This is a genomic window from Coleofasciculaceae cyanobacterium (genome assembly GCA_036703275.1).
Lineage (GTDB): Bacteria > Cyanobacteriota > Cyanobacteriia > Cyanobacteriales > Xenococcaceae > Waterburya.
This window is the reverse complement of sequence record DATNPK010000096.1, coordinates 350,264-375,392: the sequence shown is the minus strand read 5'-3', so window position 1 is coordinate 375,392 and position 25,129 is coordinate 350,264. Positions and strand designations below refer to the sequence as shown.

Annotated in this window: 22 protein-coding genes; 11 read left to right on the top strand and 11 right to left on the bottom strand. The window is 39.8% G+C overall.

Going from position 1 to position 25,129, the window contains the following annotated elements:
- The coding region (locus V6C71_20925) for a transposase (GenBank protein HEY9770923.1) at positions 1-643 on the bottom strand (643 nt) is incomplete at its 3' end.
- A gap of 103 nt (positions 644-746) precedes the next feature.
- Between V6C71_20925 and V6C71_20920 the strand changes: the two genes are divergently transcribed.
- The 3 genes from V6C71_20920 to V6C71_20910 all read left to right on the top strand — a co-directional run bounded on the left by V6C71_20920 (position 747) and on the right by V6C71_20910 (position 2,889).
- Positions 747-941: a hypothetical protein gene (locus V6C71_20920; protein ID HEY9770922.1), complete on the top strand. Its 195-nt coding sequence runs from the start codon at positions 747-749 to the stop codon at positions 939-941.
- Positions 942-1,327: 386 nt separating this feature from the next.
- Positions 1,328-1,804, top strand: coding sequence for a Tic20 family protein (locus V6C71_20915; GenBank protein ID HEY9770921.1), 477 nt, complete (start codon positions 1,328-1,330; stop codon positions 1,802-1,804).
- Positions 1,805-2,037: 233 nt separating this feature from the next.
- Positions 2,038-2,889 (top strand): universal stress protein, encoded by an 852-nt coding sequence (locus V6C71_20910; protein ID HEY9770920.1) that lies wholly within the window; start codon positions 2,038-2,040, stop codon positions 2,887-2,889.
- A 214-nt stretch (positions 2,890-3,103) separates the two neighbouring features.
- Here the strand turns inward: V6C71_20910 and psaB are convergent, their stop codons facing one another.
- Both psaB and psaA read right to left on the bottom strand, forming a co-directional pair.
- Entirely contained in the window at positions 3,104-5,302 is a 2,199-nt protein-coding gene (gene psaB, locus V6C71_20905; GenBank protein ID HEY9770919.1) for a photosystem I core protein PsaB, read from the bottom strand.
- Positions 5,303-5,594: 292 nt separating this feature from the next.
- Positions 5,595-7,856, bottom strand: coding sequence for a photosystem I core protein PsaA (gene psaA, locus V6C71_20900; GenBank protein HEY9770918.1), 2,262 nt, complete (start codon positions 7,854-7,856; stop codon positions 5,595-5,597).
- Between the two features lie 435 nt (positions 7,857-8,291).
- On the opposite strand from psaA, the gene V6C71_20895 reads away from it, so the two are divergent.
- From V6C71_20895 to prmA, 3 genes are all read left to right on the top strand, one after another.
- Positions 8,292-9,824: a hypothetical protein gene (locus tag V6C71_20895; GenBank protein ID HEY9770917.1), complete on the top strand. Its 1,533-nt coding sequence runs from the start codon at positions 8,292-8,294 to the stop codon at positions 9,822-9,824.
- Positions 9,825-10,241: 417 nt separating this feature from the next.
- Positions 10,242-11,831 carry a phosphoglycerate dehydrogenase gene (gene serA / locus V6C71_20890; GenBank protein HEY9770916.1) on the top strand — a complete coding sequence of 530 codons (1,590 nt, stop codon included), beginning with the start codon at positions 10,242-10,244 and terminating at the stop codon, positions 11,829-11,831.
- 399 nt (positions 11,832-12,230) lie between these two features.
- Positions 12,231-13,163: a 50S ribosomal protein L11 methyltransferase gene (gene prmA, locus V6C71_20885; GenBank protein HEY9770915.1), complete on the top strand. Its 933-nt coding sequence runs from the start codon at positions 12,231-12,233 to the stop codon at positions 13,161-13,163.
- Here the strand turns inward: prmA and map are convergent.
- Positions 13,160-13,936 carry a type I methionyl aminopeptidase gene (gene map / locus V6C71_20880; GenBank protein HEY9770914.1) on the bottom strand — a complete coding sequence of 259 codons (777 nt, stop codon included), beginning with the start codon at positions 13,934-13,936 and terminating at the stop codon, positions 13,160-13,162. The genes prmA and map overlap by 4 nt on opposite strands.
- A gap of 163 nt (positions 13,937-14,099) precedes the next feature.
- Entirely contained in the window at positions 14,100-16,601 is a 2,502-nt protein-coding gene (locus V6C71_20875) for a hypothetical protein (protein ID HEY9770913.1), read from the bottom strand.
- Between the two features lie 520 nt (positions 16,602-17,121).
- Here V6C71_20875 and grxC point away from each other — a divergent pair.
- The 4 genes from grxC to V6C71_20855 all read left to right on the top strand — a co-directional run bounded on the left by grxC (position 17,122) and on the right by V6C71_20855 (position 19,115).
- Entirely contained in the window at positions 17,122-17,376 is a 255-nt protein-coding gene (grxC, locus tag V6C71_20870) for a glutaredoxin 3 (protein ID HEY9770912.1), read from the top strand.
- Between the two features lie 73 nt (positions 17,377-17,449).
- Positions 17,450-18,418, top strand: coding sequence for a glutathione synthase (gene gshB / locus V6C71_20865; protein HEY9770911.1), 969 nt, complete (start codon positions 17,450-17,452; stop codon positions 18,416-18,418).
- A 15-nt stretch (positions 18,419-18,433) separates the two neighbouring features.
- The gene (locus tag V6C71_20860; protein ID HEY9770910.1) at positions 18,434-18,748 is read left to right on the top strand and encodes a DUF2499 domain-containing protein; all 315 of its coding nucleotides are present in this window, start codon (positions 18,434-18,436) and stop codon (positions 18,746-18,748) included.
- Positions 18,749-18,791: 43 nt separating this feature from the next.
- On the top strand, positions 18,792-19,115 hold the full coding sequence (locus V6C71_20855) for a DUF3593 domain-containing protein (GenBank protein HEY9770909.1): 324 nt from the start codon (positions 18,792-18,794) through the stop codon (positions 19,113-19,115).
- 199 nt (positions 19,116-19,314) lie between these two features.
- On the opposite strand, the gene prfB is transcribed toward V6C71_20855, so the two are convergent.
- The 6 genes from prfB to V6C71_20825 form a co-directional block, all read right to left on the bottom strand.
- Entirely contained in the window at positions 19,315-20,397 is a 1,083-nt protein-coding gene (gene prfB / locus V6C71_20850; protein ID HEY9770908.1) for a peptide chain release factor 2, read from the bottom strand.
- A gap of 91 nt (positions 20,398-20,488) precedes the next feature.
- Entirely contained in the window at positions 20,489-20,716 is a 228-nt protein-coding gene (locus V6C71_20845) for a DUF3148 domain-containing protein (GenBank protein HEY9770907.1), read from the bottom strand.
- Between the two features lie 108 nt (positions 20,717-20,824).
- Complete coding sequence (locus V6C71_20840; GenBank protein HEY9770906.1) at positions 20,825-22,387, bottom strand: serine/threonine-protein kinase; 1,563 nt, start codon at positions 22,385-22,387, stop codon at positions 20,825-20,827.
- Positions 22,388-22,488: 101 nt separating this feature from the next.
- On the bottom strand, positions 22,489-22,683 hold the full coding sequence (locus V6C71_20835) for a hypothetical protein (protein HEY9770905.1): 195 nt from the start codon (positions 22,681-22,683) through the stop codon (positions 22,489-22,491).
- A 37-nt stretch (positions 22,684-22,720) separates the two neighbouring features.
- A complete protein-coding gene (locus V6C71_20830; protein ID HEY9770904.1) occupies positions 22,721-22,927 on the bottom strand; it encodes a hypothetical protein in 207 nt (68 codons plus the stop codon).
- Positions 22,928-23,006: 79 nt separating this feature from the next.
- Entirely contained in the window at positions 23,007-24,182 is a 1,176-nt protein-coding gene (locus V6C71_20825) for an anhydro-N-acetylmuramic acid kinase (protein HEY9770903.1), read from the bottom strand.
- Positions 24,183-24,729: 547 nt separating this feature from the next.
- Between V6C71_20825 and V6C71_20820 the strand changes: the two genes are divergently transcribed.
- On the top strand, positions 24,730-24,957 hold the full coding sequence (locus V6C71_20820; protein ID HEY9770902.1) for a Uma2 family endonuclease: 228 nt from the start codon (positions 24,730-24,732) through the stop codon (positions 24,955-24,957).
- Positions 24,958-25,129: the final 172 nt, after the last annotated feature.

Sequence of the window (25,129 nt, the reverse complement as noted above, 5' to 3'; positions counted from 1 at the left end):
CTTTCAACTTTTGATACAGCCGATTAAAATGTTTTGGATTGGCTATTTTTTCTCCATCGCTGGTAGCCAACAGACTAGAGATGCCAACATCAATGCCAACTTTTTTATCCGTTGGTGGCAATGGTTGAATAGTAGGGTCATTTACCAACAGAGAAACAAACCATCTACCAGAAGGTTCAAGTTTGACTGTAACAGTAGAAGGAAATACGCCATCAGGCAAAAGTCTAGACCAGATTATATTCAATGGTTGGGAGCATTTAGCCAACCAAAGACTACCATCTCGGTATCTAAAAGCCGACTTAGTAAATTCAGCCGAACCACCGTTACGCTTGGCTTTAAACCTGGGGTGCTTAGCTCTTTTACTCCAGAAATTAGCAAAAGCTTTTTGCAGATGTCTCAGGCATTGCTGCAAAGGTACACAGCTAACTTCATTGAGAAAATCCAAGCTTTCAGCCTTTTTCCAACTGGTCAACAAGGTAGAGGTTTGTTTGTAATCAATCCTTTCTTGTCGCTCATACCAACCTTCGGTATAGTGCGAAAGAGCTTTGTTGTAGACCAAACGCACGCAACCCATTGTCCGTCGCAAAAGATTTTTTTGCGCTTGTGTAGGGTAAAAGCGGAACTTGTAAGCACGTTCAGTCATGCTTCACATTATAGAGTGCCTGTCGCCTGGGGTTTCCCCAGGCGTTTATACGGCACGTCCACGTTTAATGTAAACAACTTAATTAGAGGCGCGCATTCATCTCTTGGCTGTCATCTGGGCTTGGCCCGCATCTCTCGGGGGAAACCCCAGATGTTTAAACGCCATGTCCCATCACCAAGCCAAGGCTATGGTGGGAGTATCCTGCGCGAAAATAGATGAAATCATCTCACTGTCAAAAAGTGATAAAGGAATTTGTAATTTTCTGGGGTTAGCTGAAGAAAAGAAACCACCTTTTTGAAACAAATCATCATGTTCTCCCAAAACAAAGTAAAGAGGGTGATGAAGATCTGCTTTTTTACCTTTTTTGACAAAATCTTTGTAAAGCCATGCTTCAACTTCACGCCGTTCTTCAAAATACCCAGGATGTAACCAAGCTATTTGCCCAGATTCAGATAGACTCGTTAATATTTCTTGCGCTTTAACATCATCGTAGTTGCAAATATTTTTAAGCCGAATTTCTACTTCATAGTAGTGAGTAAGGTAGTTAGGAATATCGTGTATCTTATGAAATAAATTTTGGCTTCAATAGGTTGACTTATGCTTAAGCTTCTAAAAACTGGATGTTAAATGTCAAATGTCGATTTAAGATGATAATACTTACTGCAATAATACAGCATCATAATTATGAATACTCCTGAAACAGATGTTAAAGACCGCAGCTTAGGGGCTTTAATTTATTTATTTCCCTTAGTTTATTCACTGCCCTTTGGCATCCTTTTGCTGACTCAGTTTCCCTGGTTATATCAATTCTTTTCGCCTTTAGTGGTTATTTACGGCGTTACCAATAGCTTACCTTTTGCTAGTCTAATTATTTTCTTTGGCTTATGGTTTGCAGTAGTTAGAAACGATAATATTAGCTATTTTCTGCGTTTTAATGCGATGCAGGCAATTTTAATTAATATCTTGCAGATTCTGTTTAGCTTGATTATGGGAATCTTAGCTCCTGCTTTTGGTGCGCAAAGTCTAATTAGCGAAACTCTAACAAATACAATCTTTATGGGTAGCGTAGTTGCTTGTTTCTTCTGTATTGTTCGTTCTATTCAAGGGCAGTATGCCGAACTACCTGCTCTCTCTGATGCAGCTTCTTCGCAAATCCGTTAATTAAGCTAAGTAAGTTTTGAACATTATCTATCTGAACAAGCGATCGCTTTTCTAAGTGGCGATCGCTTTCTTATAATAAATGATCAATGACCATTACAGCAGTTTGATCTAATTCACTCAAAACAATAGAGATTAGGAGTCATTAAGTTTTATAGTTCTCGGTAATCTTAAGGGTCGAAATTAGCAGTAACCTAGAAACATCAGGAATTATAAATCAAGATGTAAGTTTAGCTATGCTTAACAAAATTCTCTATGCTGACTCTGGTGCAGAAAATGCCCAAGATATGCTCAAAATCTTATTAGAGCTTCCTGCTACAAAAAATGCTCAGGTATCAATTCTTAGAGTAATTTCTCCTAAGACTACTCAAGAAGAATTGGCAGCACACCAACAGGCTGAATCTAAAATTAATGATTTGGTCGCCAAATTGGGTACAAATTGCGATGAAGCTAGCTGTAAAGTTGAAGAAGGAGAACCTAAAACTACGGTCTTAAAAGTAGCTCAAGAAGTCGATGCCGATCTAATTATAATGGGTTCGCGAGGTATGGGCAAACTACAGTCTATTTTGAGTAATTCTGTTAGTCAGTATGTGTTTCAATTGACTGACCGCTCGATGCTGCTAGTTAAGGACGATATCTATGTTAAAAAATTGAAGCGAGTGATGGTGGCGATCGACAAGTCTCCTGCTGCTCAGTATGCTTTAGATTTAACCTTGTCTCTTTTCAAAGGTTATCAAGACGCAGAAATATATCTTACCCGTGTTAATCCCGATCTAGACCCCAATCTAAAGCTATCTAAAGAAGATTTGGAAAACAATCCAATTCTCGCTCCTGCGATCGCCAAAGTAAAACGCATGGGTTTAACATATCGGTGTTTGGTATCAGGTGGTAGACCAGCCCAAAAAATCTGTAGTTTAGCCGAAGCTAACAATATTGATTTATTAGTTTTGGGTTCTCCTGAACGGCGTCCCTCTATTGCTAAAAGCTTACCTGATATCGAGCGTTTGTTGGGTAGTTCTTTATCTGACTATATTCGCATTAAAGCTCCTTGTCCTGTTCTTTTAGCCAGACAAGAAGAAGCAAGTTAAAGTACACCTACTTAACTCCTGCGACATTATTATTTTCTATTTTCAACCCGTTACCATAGCGGGTTTTGTTTTGCTGGTTTCTTATTTGAGCCAAAAGTTTCCGCGCCTTCAACCGCAGAAAGAAGTAAATAAATTGACTATGAAAAATCCCCCACCCGAAGGCGAGGGAAGTATTACTTAACTACGTATATATGCTGTAGCTATTTTTGTATTTTTAGCCAACCCTACTAGCCGTAGAGGCAATTAAGAAGGCTGCATAGGTCAGGATGTAACCCACAGTAAAGTGAGCTAAACCAATCACACGACCTTGAACGATGGACAGAGCAACGGGCTTATCTTTCCAGCGAACTAAGTTAGCTAGAGGAGTACGCTCGTGCGCCCAAACAATAGTTTCGATCAACTCTTGCCAATAACCACGCCAAGAGATCAAGAACATGAAACCAGTCGCCCAGACTAAGTGTCCAAAGAGGAACATCCAAGCCCAAACAGATAGGTTATTTACACCGTAGGGGTTATAACCGTTGATCAAAGAAGCTGAATAGCCCCATAAATAATCGCGGAACCAGCCCATGAGGTAAGTAGAGCTTTCGTTGAACTGAGCAACGTTACCCTGCCAAATACCAAGGTGTTTCCAGTGCCAGTAGAAGGTTACCCAACCCAAGGTGTTAAGCATCCAGAATACAGATAGGTAGAAGGAATCCCAAGCAGAGATATCACAAGTACCGCCACGACCAGGGCCATCACAAGGGAAAGCAAAACCGAAGTCTTTTTTATCTGGCATTAATTTAGAACCACGAGCATCTAAAGCACCCTTGACCAAAATCAAAGTAGTGGTGTGTAAACCAAGAGCGATCGCATGGTGAACTAAGAAATCACCAGGTCCAATGGTTAAGAACAAAGAGTTAGTACCACTGTTGATCGCATCTAACCAACCAGGCAACCAAGCTGCACCGGTTTGGGCAAGACTATCTGGATTAGATAGCAAAGTATCAAAGCCATAGAGAGCTTTACCAGAAGCCGCTTGAACGAACTGAGCGAATACAGGTTCAATCAAGATTTGCTTTTCTGGAGTACCAAAAGCTACGACTACGTCATTATGTACATACAAGCTCAAGGTATGGAAACCAAGGAAAAGAGATACCCAACTTAAGTGAGAAATAATCGCTTCCTTGTGCTGTAATGCTCTTGACAATACATTGTTTTTGTTTGCTTCTGGATCGTAATCTCTAACTAAGAAGATGGCGCCATGAGCAAATGCACCTACTAGTAAGAAGCCAGCAATGTATTGGTGGTGAGTATATAAAGCTGCTTGAGTTGTATAGTCCTTAGCCATAAAGGCATAAGGAGGCATCGCGTACATATGCTGCGCTACCAAAGAGGTAACAGTACCCAAACTAGCCAAAGCTAGAGCCAACTGGAAATGTAACGAGTTGTTTATGGTATCGTATAGTCCTCTGTGTCCTTCACCTAAACCGCCCTGAGGTGGCTTATGTGTATCCAGAATCTCTTTAATGCTGTGACCAATACCGAAGTTAGTACGGTACATATGCCCCGCAATAATGAAGATGACTGCGATCGCCAAATGGTGATGTGCAATATCTGTCAACCAGAGAGACTCGGTTTGAGGATGGAAACCACCCAAGAAAGTTAAAATAGCTGTTCCTGCTCCCTCAGAAGTACCAAATACATGACCAGCAGTATCAGGATTCTGAGCATATGCACCCCAATTCAGGCTAAAGAATGGCCCTAGACCTGCGGGATGAGGAGGAGTGGAGAGGAAGTTATCCCAACCTACGTGCTGTCCGCGAGATTCAGGGATAGCAACGTGAACTAGGTGTCCAGTCCAAGCCAAAGAACTTACCCCAAACAAACCTGCTAAGTGGTGATTGAGGCGAGACTCAGCATTTTTAAACCAAGCCAAGCTAGGACGGAATTTTGGCTGCAAATGCAACCAACCAGCAAACAAGAAAATAGAAGATAAGAGCAATAAGAAAATCGCTCCTTGGTATAGATCTTGATTGCTAGTCATACCAATGGTGTAAAACCAATGATACACCCCAGAATAGGCAATGTTTACTGGGTTAGAAGCACCTGCCTGGGTAAAGGCATCGATTGCGCCTTCACCGAAGTGAGGATCCCAAATCGCATGGGCGATGGGTTTAATCTCTAAAGGATTTTTAATCCACTGTTCAAAGTTACCTTGCCAAGCTACATGGAACAGGGTGCCGGAAGTCCACAAGAAGATGATAGCAATGTGACCAAAATGGGAGGCAAAAATCTTTTGATGAAGATTTTCCTCAGTCATACCATCGTGAAGCTCAAAATCATGAGCGGTGGCAATTCCGTACCAGATCCGACGGGTTGTCGGGTCTTGGGCGAGATCCTGGCTAAATTTGGGAAATTTAGTTGCCATAAGTTATGGGTAGAGTTCTCCTGTAAAGGTTGAAAATGAGCTAAATATGATTATTTATTTGCTACTCATTTCTGGCTTTTAGTTACTATCGTCAATCTTATTCGATAGTAATTTTTGTTAAAACACGGCTGCTGATTTAGCTTGCTAGTTTAAATTTCATTAACTAACTACCGTTGAATTTTTTTTTACTTCGACTAGTTCCAAGCAAAAGCTCAAAACCGTAATTTTGGTTTGCCAATCTCACAAGAAAGATTTAACCCATCTTGAAAGACTGACATCACCTTCACAACAGCTATAACGATAGTGTTCTAGCTAAGAAGAATGCCCAGGTGGTAACAATTCCTCCTAATAAGTAGTGAGCTACACCTACTGCACGACCTTGAGTAATACTCAAAGCACGAGGTTGAATAGCTGGAGCTACTTTTAGTTTGTTGTGTGCCCAAACGATCGACTCAATCAATTCTTGCCAGTAGCCACGTCCACTAAAGAGGAACATTAAGCTGAAAGCAAAGACAAAGTGACCTGCTAAGAACATCAGGCCATAAGCAGATAGAGCCGTACCGTAGGTATTGATAACTTGAGAAGCTTGCGCCCACAAGAAATCACGTAACCAACCGTTGATACAAATTGCACTTTGGGCAAAGTTACCTGCCGTGATGTGAGACACAGTACCATCTGGTGCCACCGTACCCCATACATCAGACTGCATTTTCCAGCTAAAGTGGAAAATTACGATTGAAATGGAGTTGTACATCCAGAACAAACCAAGAAACACATGATCCCAAGCTGATACTTGACAAGTACCACCACGACCAGGGCCGTCGCAAGGGAAACGGAAACCAAGGTTGGCTTTGTCTGGAATTAGACGAGAACTGCGAGCATAGAGTACACCTTTCAACAAAATCAAAGCAGTTACGTGGATCGTAAAGGCGTGAATATGGTGAACCATAAAGTCAGCAGTACCTAAAGCGATCGGCATCATTGCTACTTTTCCGCCAACGGCGATTACATCACCGCCAAAAACATAACTCGCTGGCTCAAGCGCAGTTGGAGCTGTGTTTCCTGGTGCCAAAGTATGCAGGTTTTGTACCCACTGAGCAAAGATTGGCTGTAGCTGAATTGCTTTATCCGAGAACATATCTTGGGGACGACCCAAAGCTCTCATGGTGTCGTTGTGAATGTATAGACCAAAGCTGTGGAAGCCAAGGAAAATACATACCCAGTTAAGATGAGAAATAATTGCATCGCGAACGCGAAGTACGCGGTCAACTACGTTATTAACATTCTTCGCTGGGTCATAATCCCGCACCATATAGATTGCGGCATGCGCTCCCGCACCAACAATCAAGAAGGCACCGATCCACATATGGTGAGTAAACAGCGATATCTGAGTAGCATAGTCGGTCGCCATATAGGGATATGGAGGCATCGCGTACATATGCTGGGCAACAATGATTGTTAGTGAACCTAGCATTGCTAAGTTAACTGCTAGCTGTGCATGCCAAGAGGTTGTCAAAATTTCATATAAACCTCTGTGACCTTCTCCACCAAACAATAAAGGATCGCCTTTGTGACCATCTAAAATTTCTTTCATGCTGTGACCAATACCAAAGTTGGTACGGTACATATGACCAGCAATAATAAACAGTACAGCAAGAGCTAAATGGTGATGCGCCGTATCAGATAACCATAAGCCACCAGTTACAGGATTCAAGCCGCCTTTAAAAGTCAAGAAGTCAGAATATACACCCCAGTTAAGAGTAAAGAAAGGTCTTAACCCTTCGGCAAAACTAGGATATAACTCCGCCATCAAATCTCTATTCAAGATAAACTCGTGTGGCAGAGGAATATCTGCTGCTGCGACTCCTGCATCCAACATTTTGTTGATTGGCAGAGATACGTGGATCTGGTGCCCAGCCCAGCTAAGACAGCCTAAGCCTAATAAACCAGCTAAATGATGGTTCATCATCGATTCCACGTTTTGGAACCACTCTAGCTTAGGAGCTCTTTTGTGGTAATGGAACCAGCCAGCAAAGATCATTAGAGCTGCCATTACCAAACCGCCAATAGCAGTGCAGTATAGCTGGAAGCTGTTGGTAAAACCAGAAGCTCTCCAAAGATAGAAGAAACCCGATGTGATTTGGATTCCATGGAAACCACCACCTACATCAGCATTAAGAATATCTTGACCTACAATGGGCCAAACTACCTGCGCACTAGGCTTAATTACGGTGGGGTCTGTAAGCCAAGCTTCGTAGTTGGAAAAGCGAGCTCCATGGAAATACATTCCGCTTAACCAAACAAAAATCACCGCTAGATGACCAAAGTGGGCGCTAAATATTTTTCGCGAAATATCTTCTAAGTCACTGGTATGACTGTCAAAATCATGGACATCAGCGTGAAGATTCCAAATCCAGGCGGTTGTCTTAGGACCTCTGGCTAAAGTTCGGTCAAAGTGACCTGGCTTACCCCACTTCTCGAACGAAGTAGGTGTTGGATCTACATCAACTGTTACCTTGACTTTTGCCTCGTCTTTTTGAGGACTGATTGTCATGAGGATTCTCCTCTCAGGGCAATAGATTTTAGATTTACATTTTCCTATTCTGAAGAACAGGTTTTTTATTATGTCAAAAGCAAGATCAAAAATCACTGCTTTTTATATAACCTTAGCTTGCTCTCCCTTAATAGGTTTTTGGATTCAAGCTACAGGCATTACTTTATCTGATCATAAGACTCAGATCTTGGCAATCTGGGGAAAGCTTAACAAAATTTTAAATGGAGGCAATTATCGCTCCGACAAGGTTTACACCTCAAAACTCATTCAGTAAAAGTATACAAAACACAAGCTATCTTTACAAAAGACAATATAACTAGTTTGCTCTAAATCTTCTGTATCCTGATGTAATTTAATAATAGACAATGATTAATTTAGGTTTATCAAAAAAATATCAGTTTTTTTATTTGTAACTATAACTAGATAGATATATCAATGAAAACTATTAAAATTTGCTTGTTTTTAGGCTTGCTTAGTTGTTTAATAGGCTGCGGACGACTCGATCTAAATAACTCTCTAGGTGACAATCATCTAGGCAATAGCGTAACTTTAGATAATTTAAACAGTAATCTCACTGAGGTAGCTCCACCTAAAATTATTCAAGAGTTGAATCACAATCTCGAACAATATGTTCCACAAGTTAAAATTGTTGTTCCTCAACCAGAACAAACATTAAATCAGACAGATGTTAATGTCCGATTAGAGGTAGAAGATTTACCTATATTTCGAGACGATAAATTACAGCTAGGCAATCATTTAAACTTAATTGTAGATAACGAACCATTCCAGGCAATATATAACCTCAATCAACCAATAATTTTAAAAGGACTAACTCCAGGAACACATACTATTAGAGTTTTTGCTGCTCGCCCTTGGGGAGAAAGTTTTAAAAACGATGGTGCTTACGCTCAAACAACTTTTAGTGTTTTAACTAAAACCAACGATAACCGTCCAAACCCGAACTTACCTTTACTAACGTATAGCAGTCCTACAGGTGTTTTTGGTGCAGAGCCATTGCTATTAGATTTCTATTTGACTAATGCTCCTTTACACGCCATAGCGCACGAGAATTCTAACTTACAAGACTGGAGAGTTAAGGCAACGATAAGTGGAACAAGTTTTATCTTGGAAAATTGGCAGCCTATTTATTTAGCGGGACTTGAACCAGGTAAAAATTGGGTTCAACTTGAACTGGTTGATGAATCTGGCAATGATATTGAAAACGCTTTTAACAATACGGTTAGAGTGTTTACCTATGATCCGCAGCAAACAGATACTTTAGCTAAGTTAGTAACTAATAAAATATCTTTAGCGGAAGCGCAACCGATTGTTGAGCCAGTTGAAAAACCAGAAATAAGCGAGCCTACTGTAAAAACAGAAGACGAAAAAACTGAAACGAAGGTAGAAAAAACGACTAAGGCGATTAGGCTTGCGCCTAGCCTTAACACGCCAGAAACAGAACCTACCATAGAAGAGCAAAAACAAGAAGCGTTAGAAAATAGTAGTCAGGGAGAACCCACAACTTCTCAAGACAATGATTCCAAAGCAACTCTAGAAAACGATAATAAAGAAGTTACTACCAAGATAACCAAAGAACCTGTAACAATTTCTGCACCAACAACTAAAAAAATCGAGAAAGTTACCGAAAACTATGAAAATATTGCATTAGAAGCAAAAGATGCCGAGAAACCAACAGAAAAGATCCCAGTAACAGAATCTACATCCAAACAGGTAATTACCGTTAGAGAAGGCAATTCCGATTCACCTACTCCAATAGCAGAGATTGAAATCCCTCAACCCGAATCAATCGCGATCGCTGAAGATGAAATTGCGATTACTGTTCCTAGTAAGAAAACAACTACAGTACCAGAATCCAAAACAAAAGCACCTGTATGGTGGAAGAAATTACTCGTTGGTTTACGTCAGAAATTAGAAGGTTTAGTTAAATTGTTACCCAGCGAGGTTTAGTATGATCGCAGCTTACTTCCATATTCAATATCTGGCCTAGCTGATCCTCTCGGTTGGTTTGAGCAACCAAACCCAACAACTCAAGCTATTGAAGTAAGTGCGATCGCCAAAAAAAATACAATTTGAAATATATTGGTTTTCACTTCGTTCTACCCAACCTACTGGAGCGATCGCCAATCCCACTATTTAGTTACGCGACGAGTTAACGGAAAATCCAAAATCTTTTTAACAAATAGAAGATTTAAGTTCCTTTTCCCTCTACAATAATTTACTGCACCGACTTAAGCATGATACCTAGAGCTAAACCTTTCAAGGTATTGCTGAGATTGACAGATAAACTGTCAATTTCCAACCCGAAGAATTGGGCTTATAGGTAATAAAACAAGACTCTAGGGAATTAGACTACAATTCATGACTATGGCAAAAGTTCTCGTTTCCGATCCTATCGATCAAGCTGGTATCGATATCATCTCTCAAGTAGCCGAGGTAGATGTTAAAACCGAGCTACCTTTAGAAGAACTGATCGAAATAATTCCCGAATATGATGCTTTGATGCTGCGATCGGGTACTAAAGTTACAGCAGAAGTTATTCAAGCAGGTACTCAACTCAAAATCATTGGACGTGCAGGAGTTGGAGTAGACAACGTTGATGTTCGCGCAGCTACTCGTCATGGCATTGTCGTAGTTAACTCTCCAGAAGGGAATACTATTGCTGCTGCTGAACACGCCTTGGCGATGATGCTGGCTTTATCACGTCAAATACCCGATGCTAACCAATCTGTTAAAAATGGCAAATGGGAACGTAAAAAGTTCGTTGGTAATGAAGTCTACAAGAAGACTTTAGGCATAGTAGGGTTAGGTAAAATTGGGGCACACGTCGCCAAGGTAGCTCGAGCGATGGAGATGAAGTTGTTGGCCTTCGATCCTTTCGTCTCCACAGAAAGAGCTGAAAGATTAGGCTGTAGTCTGGTCGATTTAGACCTTTTATTTCAAGAAGCAGATTATATTACTTTACACATTCCTAAGACTCCTGAAACGGCAAACTTAATTAATGCCGAAGCACTAGCCAAAATGAAGCCTCTCGTCAGGATTATCAACTGCGCTCGCGGTGGCATTATTGACGAATTCGCATTAGCTGAAGCACTCAAAGCAGAAAAAATTGGTGGTGCAGCATTAGATGTTTACGATAGTGAACCTTTAGGAGACTCACCACTAACTGAAATTGGTTCTAATCTAATTTTAACTCCGCATTTGGGAGCTTCTACAGCCGAGGCACAAGTAAATGTAGCCATTGATGTAGCAGAACAAATTAGAGATGTTTTATTAGGACTTCCAGCTCGTTCTGCCGTTAATATTCCTGGTCTAAATCCCGATGTAATGGAAAAACTTAGACCATACCTAAGATTAGCAGAAATGCTAGGTAATATGGCTGGTCAACTGGCTGGAGGCAGGATTGATGAATTAAACATTCGTTTACAAGGAGAATTGGCTAATAATGACAGTCAGCCAATAATTGTTGCTGCCTTAAAAGGTTTGTTATCTCAAGCTCTTAGGGAAAGAGTTAACTATGTCAATGCAGCCATTGAAGCAACTGAACGAGGGATTAGGGTAGTTGAAACAAAAGATAGCTCAACTCGCGACTATTCTGGTGGTTCATTACACATTGAAGCCCAGGGAGCTAATGGAAAACATTCGGTTACAGGCGCATTACTCAGCGAAGGGGAAATACGCATTACCAACCTCGATGAATTTCCGATTAACGTTCCTCCTAACGATCATATGCTATTTACTTTACACCGAGATATGCCAGGAATTATTGGTAAAATCGGCTCTTTATTAGGTAGCTATAACGTCAATATCGCCAGTATGCAGGTAGGGCGCAAGATTGTTAGGGGCGAGGCGGTAATGGTACTTAGTCTTGACGATCCTTTGCCTGAGGGAATTTTACAAGAAATTATTAAGGTAGAAGGTATTAGAGATGCTTATACTGTCAAGTTATCTGTCTAAAAATAGAGATTAAGTCTTTCGTAGTAATGGCTTGGTTGTGGAAGAATAGCTGAATTATCAAATTTAAAGTTGGTGGGAATTCTCGCCAACTTTACTAGTTTTATAGCATTGTCAACTATTTGTGAAGATTTAAACTAACATTTTTAGCCAAATAAGAGCTGAATAAATAAAAAAGCTAAATTTTAAAGACATATTGGGAAAACTATTATTAGAGAACCTAGTAAAAAGTGGATAAAGCCAAAGTCTTGGAATACAGTAGTGAAGAATATATTTTAATCCTTCGATTGTCGTTGGAAAATTGAACCAACTGATCGACTCATCAAATTAAGTAGTAGTTAAGACAAGCCATTAAAGGTTCAACTTAGATAATTCCTGTATAGCTTATAACTTAGAAAATTCATGTCTAATCGTTGGTGGGAAATCGTTGTAAAATGTGAGCCAGTACAAGAAGAATCAGTATTTTGGCGACTTGAAAAATTTGGTTGTTCGGGAACAGCTACCGAAGTCCAAATTTTAGATGGTGAGCGAGACTTTGAATCTGAGTTAATTGACGAGCGAATCTTGATTAGGACTTATATTCCTGAAATAGACACTCAACTGCTAGATCTAGCCGCGTTGTCGCTGTGGCTGGAGCAAGATGCTAAATTGTTAGAAGTGGCAGTACCAGAAGCTCAGTGGCATTTAATTGATGAAGAAGATTGGGCGAGTGGGTGGAAAGAGTATTGGAAACCAATGGCAATTGGCGATCGCTTTTTGATTTATCCTGCTTGGGAAACTCTCTCCGAAGAAACAGATAGACTAATATTACGCCTCGATCCTGGCGCAGCCTTCGGTACGGGAACTCACCCCACAACTCAACTGTGTCTTGAATCTCTAGAGATGCGACTATCTCAAAATGCCGAAAATCAAACCATAGCAGATATTGGCTGTGGTTCAGGAATTTTAGCTTTAGGTTCGGTGTTACTTGGAGCTAAAAAAGTTTATGCAGTAGATACCAACACTTTAGCTGCTAAAACCTGTCGTAGTAATTGCCAGCTCAACGAAGTCAACCGTGACCGAATAGTAGTTCGCGATGGTAGTGTTGAAAAGCTGACCGAAGAAGGAGAAACTTTTGATGGCATCATTTGCAATATTCTGGCTGATACCATCGTTGAATTATTTCCTCAGTTTAATCAGATCACTCACGAAAAAAGTTGGGCAATTTTGAGCGGAATTTTGTTAACTCAAGCCGATCAAATTGCCGATGTAGTAGAACAACAGGGATGGACTGTTGCTGCATTATGGAAGAGAAAAGATTGGTGTTGCTTTAATATTCGACGTTCAGAATATTAATTAGCCAAAGTTAAAATATCAACTCCATCTTTAGTTACGGCAATAGTATGTTCAAACTGAGCTGAAAGCCTGCCATCTTTGGTGATTGCTGTCCAGCCGTCATCCAACATTACAGCTTCCCAAGTTCCTTCATTGATCATTGGTTCAATGGTAAACACCATTCCTGGTTTAATTTTTCTTTTTTGTCTTGGATCGTAGTAATGAGGAATCTGAGGTGCAGTATGGAAAATGTGGCTAACCCCGTGTCCGACAAAATCTCTAACTACGGAAAAACCTTGCTGCTCAGCATACTCTTGAATTGCTGCTCCGATATCATTGATTCTTGCACCTGGTTTAACCGCTGCAATTCCTCTTCTTAAACATTCTTCGGTAACCTCTACAAGTTTCTTGGCTTTTGCCGATGGCTTGCCTACAAAAAAGGTTTTGGAAGTATCCCCATGATAACCATCTAAGATTGGAGTCACGTCAATATTGATAATATCTCCCTCTTTTAGTATTTGCCTGGCGTTAGGAATGCCATGACAAATTACTTCATTAACGCTGGTACAAAGAGACCCTGTGAAAGGATTGTCTTTTGGTCCATATCCTAAAGGCGCGCTGATAGCTCCTTTTTCTTTAGTCCATTTTTCGGCTGCATCGTTGATTTGTAAGGTGCTTACTCCAGGCTTAACCATTGGCTTCAGAAAATCTAATAATTCCGCTGCCAATGCTCCTGCTCGACGCATTTTCTCAATTTCTCGGCTAGAGAGGAGAGTAATTTGTTCAGTTGCCATTAATGTTGTTACTGTGTTGTTCTATTGCTAATGTACTATCTAGTCTATCAATTCTCGATCTTTGAATTGCAGAGCGATACAGATCGCTAGCTTGTCAATTGCCAAAAAATAAAGACCTAGAAAAAATCTAAGTCTTTATTAGTTTTAATTTTCTAAAACACTGTTAATTGTTAATCTTGTTGTCTTGGTGAATTTTGTTTAATTCTGGAGCTTCTTCTAATTCATTGTCTTGAACAGATTCTAGCAAATCGTTTAATTCTCCTAACGATTCATCAGAAACTTGGATCAGCTCATCTAGCTTTTGATCGACCGAATCAATTGAATTCAGCTCTTCTAAATCTTCATCTGGATCTTCAAAATTAAAATCAAACGCTTCCGAATCCGCAGTTGGTTCATCCTTTATTAGTTGGCTATCCTCGGCGAATGCTCCCATCAAGTCATCGAATTCGGATTCAGTAGTAGAAGTTTCTTCTAGATCGAGTTCTTTATCCGACTCAGGCTCATCGGTAAACTCTCCCATCATAAAATCATTAGATTCGGCACTCCAATGCTGGATTATCTCTGGTTCTGAGGCTTCAAGACTAAATTCTTCAGATTCAGCCATTAACTCTTCTACAGAAGACTCGTTATCATCAGCCCATCCTTCGCTCAACTCATCAGACTCGGATTCAATTACCGAAATTTCTTCTAGATCAAGTTCTTTATCCGACTCACGCTCATCGGTAAACTCTCCTATCATAAAATCATCAGATTCGGCACTCCAATGCTCGATTATCTCTGGTTCTGAGGCTTCAAAACTAAATTCTTCAGATTTAGCCATTAACTCTTCTACAGAAGACTCGCTATCATCAGCCCATCCTTCCATCAACCCATCAGACTCGGTTTCAAGACTAAATTCTTCAGCCGATTCAGACTCATCACCAAATTTTGCCCTAAAATCATCAAATTCAAATTCGGCAGTTGATTCTTCAGCTTCGTGATTCCACTGCTGGCTCATCTGCTCTGGTTCTGATTCAAAATTAAATTCTTCAGATTCAGCGATTAACTCTTCTACCGAAGACTCGCTATCATCAGCCCATCCTTCCATCAACCCATCAGACTCGGTTTCAAGACTAAATTCCTCATCCGATTCAGACTCATCACCAAATTTTGCCATAAAATCATCAGATTCGGCACTCCACTGCTGGATTATCTCCTCTGGTTCTGAGGCTTCAAAATTAAATTCTTCAGATTCAGCGATTAACTCTTCTACCAAAGACTCGCTATCATCAACCCATCCTTCGCTCAACTCATCAGAGTTGGATTCAATTACCGAAGTTAGTTCGAGACTAAATTCTTCATCCGACTCAGGCTCATCGGCCAACTCTTCCATGATAAAATCATCAGATTCGGCACTCCAATGCTGAATTATCTCTGGTTCTGAGGCTTCAAGACTAAATTCTTCAGCCGATTCAGGCTCATCGGCAAATTCTGCCCTAAAATCATCAGATTCGGCACTCCACTGCTGGCTCATCTGCTCTGGTTCTAAGGCTTCAAGATTAAATTCTTCAGATTCAGGTTCGGGTTCAGCACGCCACTGCTGCATGGTCTCCTCTGGTTCTAAGGCGATCGCTGGTTCAGATTCTATTTCCGATTCCGATAATTTTGAGTAATCATTGTCTTCAATTGAATCTGAAGATGTCTGATGGTCAAACATTTCAAATTCAGGTTCATCTACAGAGCTAATTAAACATTCGGCTTGTTCATCATAAGTTTCTTCTTCTAAATAAAGATCGGACTCTCGATCGACTACGTGTTCGGCTTCTGTCGATTTATGCTCGAACATTTCAAATTCAGATTCATCGAAAGCACCGATTAATTCTTCTACTATTTCTGAATCAGAATTTGTTTTAGTATCATTAAATACTGGTGAACCTAAGAAAAATGGATTTATATTCGCTTCAACCTTTTCTACTGCGGTTTCATCTGTGTGTTCTACAGAAGCTTGAGAAATTTCTGTTTCACTGTTAAATACTTCTAATTCTGATTCATTTAAAGAACTGACTAGATACTCAACTTCTAAATCTGTTTGAGTTTTAGAAAAAGGTTCTTTTTTTTCTTCGATACTTACATCAGCTATGCTTTCTTCAATAGGTGAAATTACTTGCTCTAATTGTTCATTCTTGAAAGATAGTTCCTCTATTTTTGATTCTAAGCTGTCGTTCTCAGATTTGAGATTTTGCTGGCGATTTTTTAATACTGATATATCAATGTTTACCGTTTCTATTTCTTGTTTTTTAGAGTCACATTCTGTCTCTAACTGCTGTTTCTGACTATTTAAATCAGAGATAATGCCCAGTAGCTGATTGTGTTCGGTTTGAAGAGAATTAATATCAGTTTCCACAGCTTGCATTTTTTTAGTAGCTTCATCAAAAGACTGTTGTAATTGAGTCTCTTGACTACGAAGTTGAGCTACTTGACTATCTAATAGTTTATCTTCTTGATTATTATTCTTTTTACTATTAGTCACTAAAGCTCCAGCTACGCTAGCCATAGAACCAGCCGCGCCAGTCCCTATTAAAGCTTTCTGAATACCTTTTTCTGCTAACATTCCAGCAACAAAGGTTACGCTACCAAAAGCAAGAGAAATTAGCAGAATTTTATTAACAACTTTAGCTGATTCCATTTTTAGGTAAATTCAATATTAAGTTAACTTATTAGAGAAGTTATGTTTTCAGGCTAGTAGCTTGTTGTCACTACTTTATTTTGATAAACACAGCAACCAAGGGTTCATTGATTCTGAAATACGAAAACTTCCTTAGCCTTATATGTGATTGTTCCCAAATATTTGCTTAAAATTAACAATTTCAGTTGGAAGCCATAAAATATTGAGATGGGCTATTAAAACTATCAAAATCAATCGCAAAGCATTTTGCTTTTGTAATTAATTGCTGCGTCAAAATATTAACTTAGATTCAAAGTATAAATTTACTAATTAAGAATTTTTGAGCATTAATTGTCATAAATATTTAAAAAAAGCTTAAAAGCTCAGCCGTGTTTGTTATCTAATGGATTAAGGCAAAAGCATATTTTGCTGGAAATAAAATAATTTAATGATCAGCTAACTGTATTCTTACAATCTAAACAAGACGTCAAATCAGTTTAAAATAGTAGCGTCGTAATAAAACTTAATATTTTTCTTAACTATGGCAGCAAAAGTAGAAATGTATACCTGGAGTCGTTGTCCATTTTGTATTCGTGCAAAAGGACTATTAGATCGCAAAGGAATCGAATACAGCGAATATTGCATTGATGGAGATGAAGATGCTAGAGATCGAATGAGAGTTAGAGCCAATGGTAAATCAAGTCTACCGCAGATCTTTATTGGCGATCGCCATATTGGGGGATGTGATGATCTTCATGCACTAGAAAGTCAGGGAGAATTAGATGCTTTGTTGTAGAGAGGTATCACCAAGCTGTACTTTATAAGTTAGAAGTACAAAGCACTAACTTAAGGAAAATAAGGAAAATAGCGTGAAACTCGCATTTATCATCGATCCAATCGCCAAACTAGATCCTGGACACGATAGTAGCGTCGCCATGATGGAATCAGCGCAAATCTTAGGTCATCAAGTTTGGACAACTGAAGCTAGTCAACTAAGCATAATTAAAGGTAAGGCTTGGGGGTATTTAAAGACAATAAATCTCAAGCCTGTAAAGCTAGTTGAACAACGTTGGCAAGCAGAACCAGATTGGTATCAGGTAGGTAATAGCGTCTTAACTTGTCTGGAGGAAATGGACGCTGTGTTTATGCGTACCGATCCTCCTGTTACTGTTCCTTATTTATATACAACCTACATACTAGATTTAATCGATCGCAGTAAGACTCTAGTAGTTAATTCGCCCCAAGGATTAAGAACTGCTAATGAGAAAGTATACGCGCTACAATTTACTTCAGTAATTCCGGAAACTATTGTTAGTCAGGATAAGTCAGTAATTGCTAAGTTTGTCGAGCAAAAAAAATCTGCTGTTTTAAAGCCTCTGGGTGGGAAAGGCGGAGAAGGAATTTTATTTTTGGAAGCCGTCGATCGCAATTTTAATTCTTTAATTGAAATTAGTACTAAACAGGGACGCGAACCAATCATGGTTCAAGAATATTTACCCGCAGCCAAAGAAGGAGACAAGAGGATTATCTTGCTGGATGGAAAACCCATTGGGGCGGTAAACCGTGTTCCTAGTGGTAACGAATTTAGAGGTAATATGGCGGTAGGGGGTAAAGCTGCCAAGGTAGATATTACTGACAAAGAACAAGAAATTTGTGCAGTAGTTGCCCCTCAGTTGGGTAAGGACAATCTTTACTTTGTCGGTATTGATGTGATTGGTGGTTATTTAACCGAAGTTAATGTCACAAGTCCAACAGGAATTAGAGAAATAGATCGTCTTAACGACGTAAGTTTAGGTAAACAAATCATCGAATGGCTAGAAACTAAAATATCTAGATAACTAAAAACTGATCTTATGCACGCATTATCAATTCCTACCTGGATAGTCCATGTCTCTAGCGTTCTCGAATGGGCTGCCGCCATTTATTATATTTGGCAGTATGGCGAAATTACAGGCGATCGCTCCTGGTATAATTTATCTTTTGCTATGTTACCTGCTTTAGTCAGCGCTATGTGTGCCTGTACCTGGCACTTTTTCGACAATAGCCAATCTTTAGATTGGTTAGTTACCTTACAAGCATCAATGACGGTAGTGGGTAATTTCACTGTTTGTATTGCAGCCTGGGGAATCTGGCGTAGTTCTAAAAAGTGTGAAATTAAATCTGACTGAGAACGTATCTCGATTTTTATTAATTTTTAATCGCTGCTATTAAATGAATAAAGAAAGTTTATTTGCCGTTTCTTTGTTTCCCTACTTGGGCTTTTTGTGGTTTATGACACGCTCGGGGAAAACACCTCGTCTAGCCCTAATTGGTTTTTATGTCTTGTTGGTTTTTGTCGTAGTAACAATTCCTGCGGGAATTTATGCCCAAGTACATTACGGCGAAGAATTGGCAAATGTAGATTGGCTACATGGTAGTGCAGAAATATTTTTAACTTTGTCAAATATTTTGGTGGTTTTAGGTTTCCGTCAGGCAATTATCAAGCTGAAGCCACGAAATACCGAAAAACCACAACGGCTTGATTCTAAAGCTTAAAGCTTGCTATCTGCCAATTCAGCTTCAAAAAAATCAGCAGAAACACCTAATATTAAACCCAGGTAAGTTATTAGTTTACCTGGGCTGTATTTATTATATGCAGACCGTTTTATTAAGGTGGGTCTGCGTTATTTATATTTCATAGTCTAAGCTACTCGAGCGTTAGTCACTATGATCAAAAGTTACAGTGTTGTGTGATTTAAATCAACTGATTTTCTTGGCGAAGATAAGCTTCTACAAAAGGGTTGAGATTTCCATCCATCACGTCGCTAACGTCGGTAGTTTCAATTTCTGTCCGCAAGTCTTTGACCATTTGGTAAGGATGAAAAACATAGTTGCGAATTTGATTACCCCAGGCAGCTTCGACCATATCACCGCGAATTTCAGCAATTTCTTTTGCTCTTTGTTCTTCGGCAATAATCAGTAGTTTCGCTTTTAATAAAGCTAAAGCTCGCTCTTTATTTTGTAGCTGAGAACGTTCCTCAGTACACCGTACAGCTATTTTAGTAGGTAAGTGGACAATCTGGACGGCAGTTTCTACTTTGTTAACGTTTTGTCCTCCCGCACCACCAGAACGAGAAGTTTTGATCTCCAAATCCTTGTCGGGAATTTCTACATCTAATTCTTCGTCTCCCAAGTTGGGCATTACCTCTACCCCAGCAAAGCTAGTTTGTCGCTTACCGTTAGCGTTATAGGGCGAGATTCTAACTAAGCGATGAGTACCTTTTTCGCCCTTTAAATATCCATAGGCATAACGTCCTTCAATCTCCAAGGTGGCAGATTTTATTCCTGCTTCATCTCCTGGAGAAGATTCAGCTAAACGGACTTTATAGCCTTCTTTTTCGCTCCAACGAGTATACATTCGCAACAGCATCTGTGCCCAATCTTGAGCATCTGTACCGCCTGCACCAGCATTAATTGTTAATACTGCACCTCTAGTGTCATAAATGCCAGATAAAAGCTGCTGTAAGTCCCAAAGCTCTAGCTCTTGGTTGAGCTGTTCTAAGTTAGCTAGGGCTTCGGTAGCTAGGGCTTCGTCTGATTCTAATTCTAATAATTCAGCGATCGCTTTAGTATCTTCTAAGGTGCTTTGCCAATTTTGATATTGCTCTAAATTAGACTTTAAATCGTTTAATTCTTGCAAAACTTGCTGAGCCGTAACTTGATTGTCCCAAAATTCAGGTTGTGCTGCTCTTTGCTCTAAGTCCTGCACCTTGGCTTTTAAGGCAAGGGGGTCAAAGATATTCCTGAGTTTTACCCAGGCGTAACGCGATGGCTTCAATATTGCGTTTTAATTCTGATACTTCCATAGAAGAAATGGCTGATCTCAAATTATTTACTACTAACTATTTACTTATTATCGGCTTCACATTTTAAATCATTAACGTTAAATACTGACTTTCTAGCAAAAAAGCCCCTTGAGTAAAGCGAATGCCATAATAACCACCAGGACGGCGATCTGTTATTATACCTTCCTCTCCAACCGTTAAAATATCTGGAGAGCGCAACATGGGCATGGGTTCTGCGGTTTTAACGTAAGCCGGTAAGGAGATTATCTTAACGCGATCGCCCACTTTAAAGCTTTTCAATTCTTCGTCCATTAGCAGCTTGCTGTTCGGCAATTATATCATTTACAACAATACTAACTAGAATATTCAACTTCTTGCTGCCTACTCTGAGCGAGCAAACAAGATAAGTTCAAGCAGAACTTACTTCCCTGAATTGACATCGGTTAACTTGGAAGCCTTGACTTTAGCTAAAATCTTTTCTTTTTGATTTTCTAGCTCTTGTTGAAGAATTTTTTTAGCCATTTTGGCATCGCCGACACTTCTGGTTACCTGACTCAGGTTTGCCCATTGTTGTAACATTTTGCAATTACGAGCATTAATTACTGAGCTAGCAATATGTTGGCATTGTTGAGGTTCGTCCAGACCATAAAACAAAATACGATATTTGCCTTTTTCGGCAAGAACGCGAGTAATTTGCTGTCCTTTGTTTGATTTAAGGTCTAGATAACAGGGAAGCCATTTTACGCCGTGTTCGGGATTATAGAGTAAAGTAATCCAAAGCAACATGGGATAAGGATTTCCCAAATATAAAAACTGATTATAGCGAGTACTAGATATTCTTTGAGAAACATCGCCTTGGTCTAACATGACACAGAGAACTGGAGCTTCTCCCAAATGAGTATCAATCAATTGAGCAAAAACAATTTTGCGTAGAGGTTTATCTTTAGGCCAGGCAGTTTGCAAACAAATTTCCGTTACCGAAGATTCCGCGTTGAGAGTTTGATCGTCAACCGATTCTAGATCGCGAGTTCGATGTACAGCAATATTTGCCTGATGTCCTAATGAAATGTTTTGCTGAGGATTATGGGGATTAGTTGGGTAAGATTTACTTTTTTGCTCGATTGCTTCAAGTGTGTCCAAAATTTCGCGAACGCTTTGGGGTCGATCGCCTCTTTCTTTTGCTAAGCAACGAAACACTAAATTTTGCAGTTCTTGAGGTAGATTAAGACTGGTGCTGAATGGCTCGGGCTTAAAATTATGGTGAGCCTGATACCAACCACCAAAAGATGAATTTTGAGGCAGCAAGGGCATATCCATGGTCAGCATCTCGTACATCATGACCCCAAAGCTGTAGATGTCAGAACGATTATCTAATTCTTTGCTTTCCATTTGCTCGGGAGAACAGTATGCTAAAGTCCCCATAAAAGATTGAGTTTGGTTAGCACTTGCCTGGATTAGTTTGGCAATCCCAAAGTCCAAAATCTTAGCAACTTCTCCTAAAGTAGGATCTCGAACTACAATTATATTACTAGGTTTAATATCTCGATGAATAACGCGACACAATTCGCCATTCAGGTAAATTCCCTGATGAGCAGATTCTAATCCCAGACAGACGTGACGAGCTAGAGTCAGAAATCTTGGCAAAGGTGTTGGTTGATAGTGAATTGTTTCATTAATGCTTTCTCCTAAGAGAAATTCCATAACGTAGAATGGAATGTTGTTGTCGTCTACACCATAGTCTTTGACTCTAACAACATGAATACTTTTTTCGCCTAAAAGAGCCGAAATTGTTGCTTCTCGCTCAAAGCGATCGCGCATATTATCATTAAGTAAGGCTTGAGACAAAAATTTGATTGCTACGCTTACGCCACCTAATACGGTGTCTTTTGCTAGGTAAACTCTACCCATAGCACCTTCGCCTACTAAATTAGCTAGTTGATAACGATTGGCAAGTAAACGACCATAGTTACGATCTGTATTCATTCTTCTATCTATGAAGCTAGTTTTAGGAAATTAATTTTGGCAGGTTTGATTGATGAGAAGAGACAGAGTAATCTCTGAGCGAATTTTGCACTCAAGCAGGGTTAACGTTTCACAGTGGCTTCAATTGTCTGTTTAATGCTGTGATCATCTAAGATACTGCTAGTCAGGTAATAGGTATTTTGGTTGAGACGATAATAAGTATCTAGTCCTTTTTGTTTGCTGGCAGTTCCAATAAACCAATAATATTGAATGATAGATTGAGCTATGAGTCTACCCTCTCCTTCAATATTCCCCAAAAGGCTGTGTTGTGAAACATAAGTATAGTGATTTGCTTCATAATTTAAATTGCCTCGGCATTGATAAGATTATTTTCGTTGCCGTCTGATCATCACAGGTTAAGCTCGTGGTCATTTTGAACCAGTTAGCTCGTTTCCAATCAATTTTGATTCCTCCTTCAAGAGGTATAGGTACTAGGTTGGGCTTCAGCCAATAACCACTTACATTCCAATAGCCCGATTCAATTAAGAAACTATGAGCCACAACTTTATCCTCATAATCTCAACTTGGTTATATAAAGCTATATTCGTTAATGTATTTAGTTATTTGTATAGAGCAAAGTCTATATCATCAAGGGTGAATGGATATCTCCTAATAAGACTGGCTTTGTCGCTCCTGTAACTTGAGGTAAATTACCAGGAATAGACATAGCTCTCCAGTAAGCTAAAACGGCAAAAGCGATCGCCTCTTTAAAATCTCCGTTGATTCCGACCTCATCTGTTGTACGTATATGTGTATGTATATGTTTATGTGACAATATTAACTCAGCTTGTAAGCGTTGTCTGAGATATGTATTTTTGCTGCCACCACCACAGAGCAAAACTTCGTCTGGCATTTGGGGTAAAAATTGCTGATAACTATGAATGATCGAGGCTACAGTAAGCTCGGTTAAAGTTGCCAGGCGATCGCTTTCATTAAGTCCTGCTCGATCCATTTCTTGCCAACGCTGATTTAAATAATCTTTGCCGAATAGTTCTCTACCTGTAGACTTGGGCGGATATTGCCCAAAAAAATCTTGCTGTAACCATTGCTGTATCAACTGACGATCGGGAATTCCCCGGGCTGCCCATTGTCCATCGTGGTCGTAAGTTTGAGTTCCGTTAGTCAGACGAGCAATGGCTAAGTCTAATAAAACATTACCCGGCCCAGTATCCCAGCCAACTATTTGTTGGTCTGAGTTCAATGTTGTATTAGGAGGTAAGTATGCCACGTTGCCAATACCACCAAGGTTTTGAATCGCTCTAGTTTTAGTCGGATGAGACAGTAAACAAAGATCGATTTTTGCTACCAAGGGTGCGCCTTCACCTCCTGCTGCAATATCTGCTGCGCGAAAGTTACTAATAGTTTTGATACCAGTAAGATAAGCAATTAATTCTCCTCTGCCAATTTGGAGGCTGTAGCCCAGAGTCTGATTGTGGCGATCTCGAACGGGCGGTCGATGATATATGGTTTGACCATGAGAACCGATCAATGCTGCTGTGGTCTGCTGAGCTTGAATTTTTTGCGCTGCTGCTGCAAACTGAGTCGCGATCGCATCATCTAAATCGGCTAATTCGGCCATATTCATGGCTTTTGCGCCACAAACTGCTAATATTTTGCCCCTTAATACTTCAGGATAAGCAAAGGTTTGTCCTGATAACAGCTTTACTTTGAGATCTTTTTCTGTGCCAGTGACTTCTACTAGGGCAGCATCAATACCATCAACAGAAGTCCCACTCATTAAACCGATAACTATCATTATTGTTAGGCTGTAGTAGTTTTTCTATACGTTTTAGTCCTAGTAGCGCGTCTAAATTAATTTGTTGGGTATTAAAAATTATTTTGGGCCCCCTACCCCCAAGCTTGGGGAATCAGCCCAGCATTCTAGCCTAGACGCACTACTAAGGTAAACGATCGTTCGCCCCTACTATATATCAGAAATTTTTTACCCAATAGTGTATGAGTAGCGATTGAAGTCTAAAAACATCGATCATTTATGATTGACTAATGAAAAAGGCGATCGCCTCTTACCCAAAACTAACTGATAGAATATTTGTAGCTATCCAACTTAAACACAATGGTTTGATCAACCACCAAGTTAACCATCCAAGAATTTTTTGAACTGACTGAAGGCGATCGCCCTTATGAATTTGTAGACGGTCAAGCTATATCCCAAAATGTCTCCAAAATCATTTCATTCTGCCGTACAAGCTGCTTTAATCATTTTGTTGCAAACTTGGTGTCAGGAAAGAGGGCGAATTTATCCAGAATGGGCGATTAGACTCTAAAGGAATGGAGCAAATTGGATTCCTGTTCCTGACTTGACTTATATTTCTCATGCGTGTCTTAGTGCTGATTGGATACTTGATCAGGTTTGTCCTGCTGCACCTGAATTAGTCATCGAAATTATTTCTCCAGGGCAAGCATTTGGTAACTTAGCGGAGAAAGCCACAGATTATCTGCAAGCAGGAGTGGCTAGAGTTTGGTTGGTCGATACCAGATCTAAAAGTATTACCGAGAAGGGGAAAATGTGAAAGGGTAAGGGTTAAGGGGAAAAGGATTAATCCTACCTTTAACCTTTCCCCCTCTTCTTCATGCCTCAGCAAATGTTTCAACAAGCAGGTTTGGAAAATTAACCAAATAAAATTGATTGATGTGACTTGATAATCCACATAATCCACGAATGTAAAAAAGCGATCGCTTTCT

Bases quoted from the DNA above. Each gene is read 5' to 3' on its own strand.
- V6C71_20915 (HEY9770921.1), top strand. From the start codon at position 1,328: ATGAATACTCCTGAAACAGATGTTAAAGACCGCAGCTTAGGGGCTTTA.
- V6C71_20910 (HEY9770920.1), top strand. From the start codon at position 2,038: ATGCTTAACAAAATTCTCTATGCTGACTCTGGTGCAGAAAATGCCCAA.
- psaB (HEY9770919.1), bottom strand. From the start codon at position 5,302: ATGGCAACTAAATTTCCCAAATTTAGCCAGGATCTCGCCCAAGACCCG.
- psaA (HEY9770918.1), bottom strand. From the start codon at position 7,856: ATGACAATCAGTCCTCAAAAAGACGAGGCAAAAGTCAAGGTAACAGTT.
- V6C71_20895 (HEY9770917.1), top strand. From the start codon at position 8,292: ATGAAAACTATTAAAATTTGCTTGTTTTTAGGCTTGCTTAGTTGTTTA.
- serA (HEY9770916.1), top strand. From the start codon at position 10,242: ATGGCAAAAGTTCTCGTTTCCGATCCTATCGATCAAGCTGGTATCGAT.
- prmA (HEY9770915.1), top strand. From the start codon at position 12,231: ATGTCTAATCGTTGGTGGGAAATCGTTGTAAAATGTGAGCCAGTACAA.
- map (HEY9770914.1), bottom strand. From the start codon at position 13,936: ATGGCAACTGAACAAATTACTCTCCTCTCTAGCCGAGAAATTGAGAAA.
- V6C71_20875 (HEY9770913.1), bottom strand. From the start codon at position 16,601: ATGGAATCAGCTAAAGTTGTTAATAAAATTCTGCTAATTTCTCTTGCT.
- grxC (HEY9770912.1), top strand. From the start codon at position 17,122: ATGGCAGCAAAAGTAGAAATGTATACCTGGAGTCGTTGTCCATTTTGT.
- V6C71_20860 (HEY9770910.1), top strand. From the start codon at position 18,434: ATGCACGCATTATCAATTCCTACCTGGATAGTCCATGTCTCTAGCGTT.
- V6C71_20855 (HEY9770909.1), top strand. From the start codon at position 18,792: ATGAATAAAGAAAGTTTATTTGCCGTTTCTTTGTTTCCCTACTTGGGC.
- V6C71_20845 (HEY9770907.1), bottom strand. From the start codon at position 20,716: ATGGACGAAGAATTGAAAAGCTTTAAAGTGGGCGATCGCGTTAAGATA.
- V6C71_20840 (HEY9770906.1), bottom strand. From the start codon at position 22,387: ATGAATACAGATCGTAACTATGGTCGTTTACTTGCCAATCGTTATCAA.
- V6C71_20825 (HEY9770903.1), bottom strand. From the start codon at position 24,182: ATGATAGTTATCGGTTTAATGAGTGGGACTTCTGTTGATGGTATTGAT.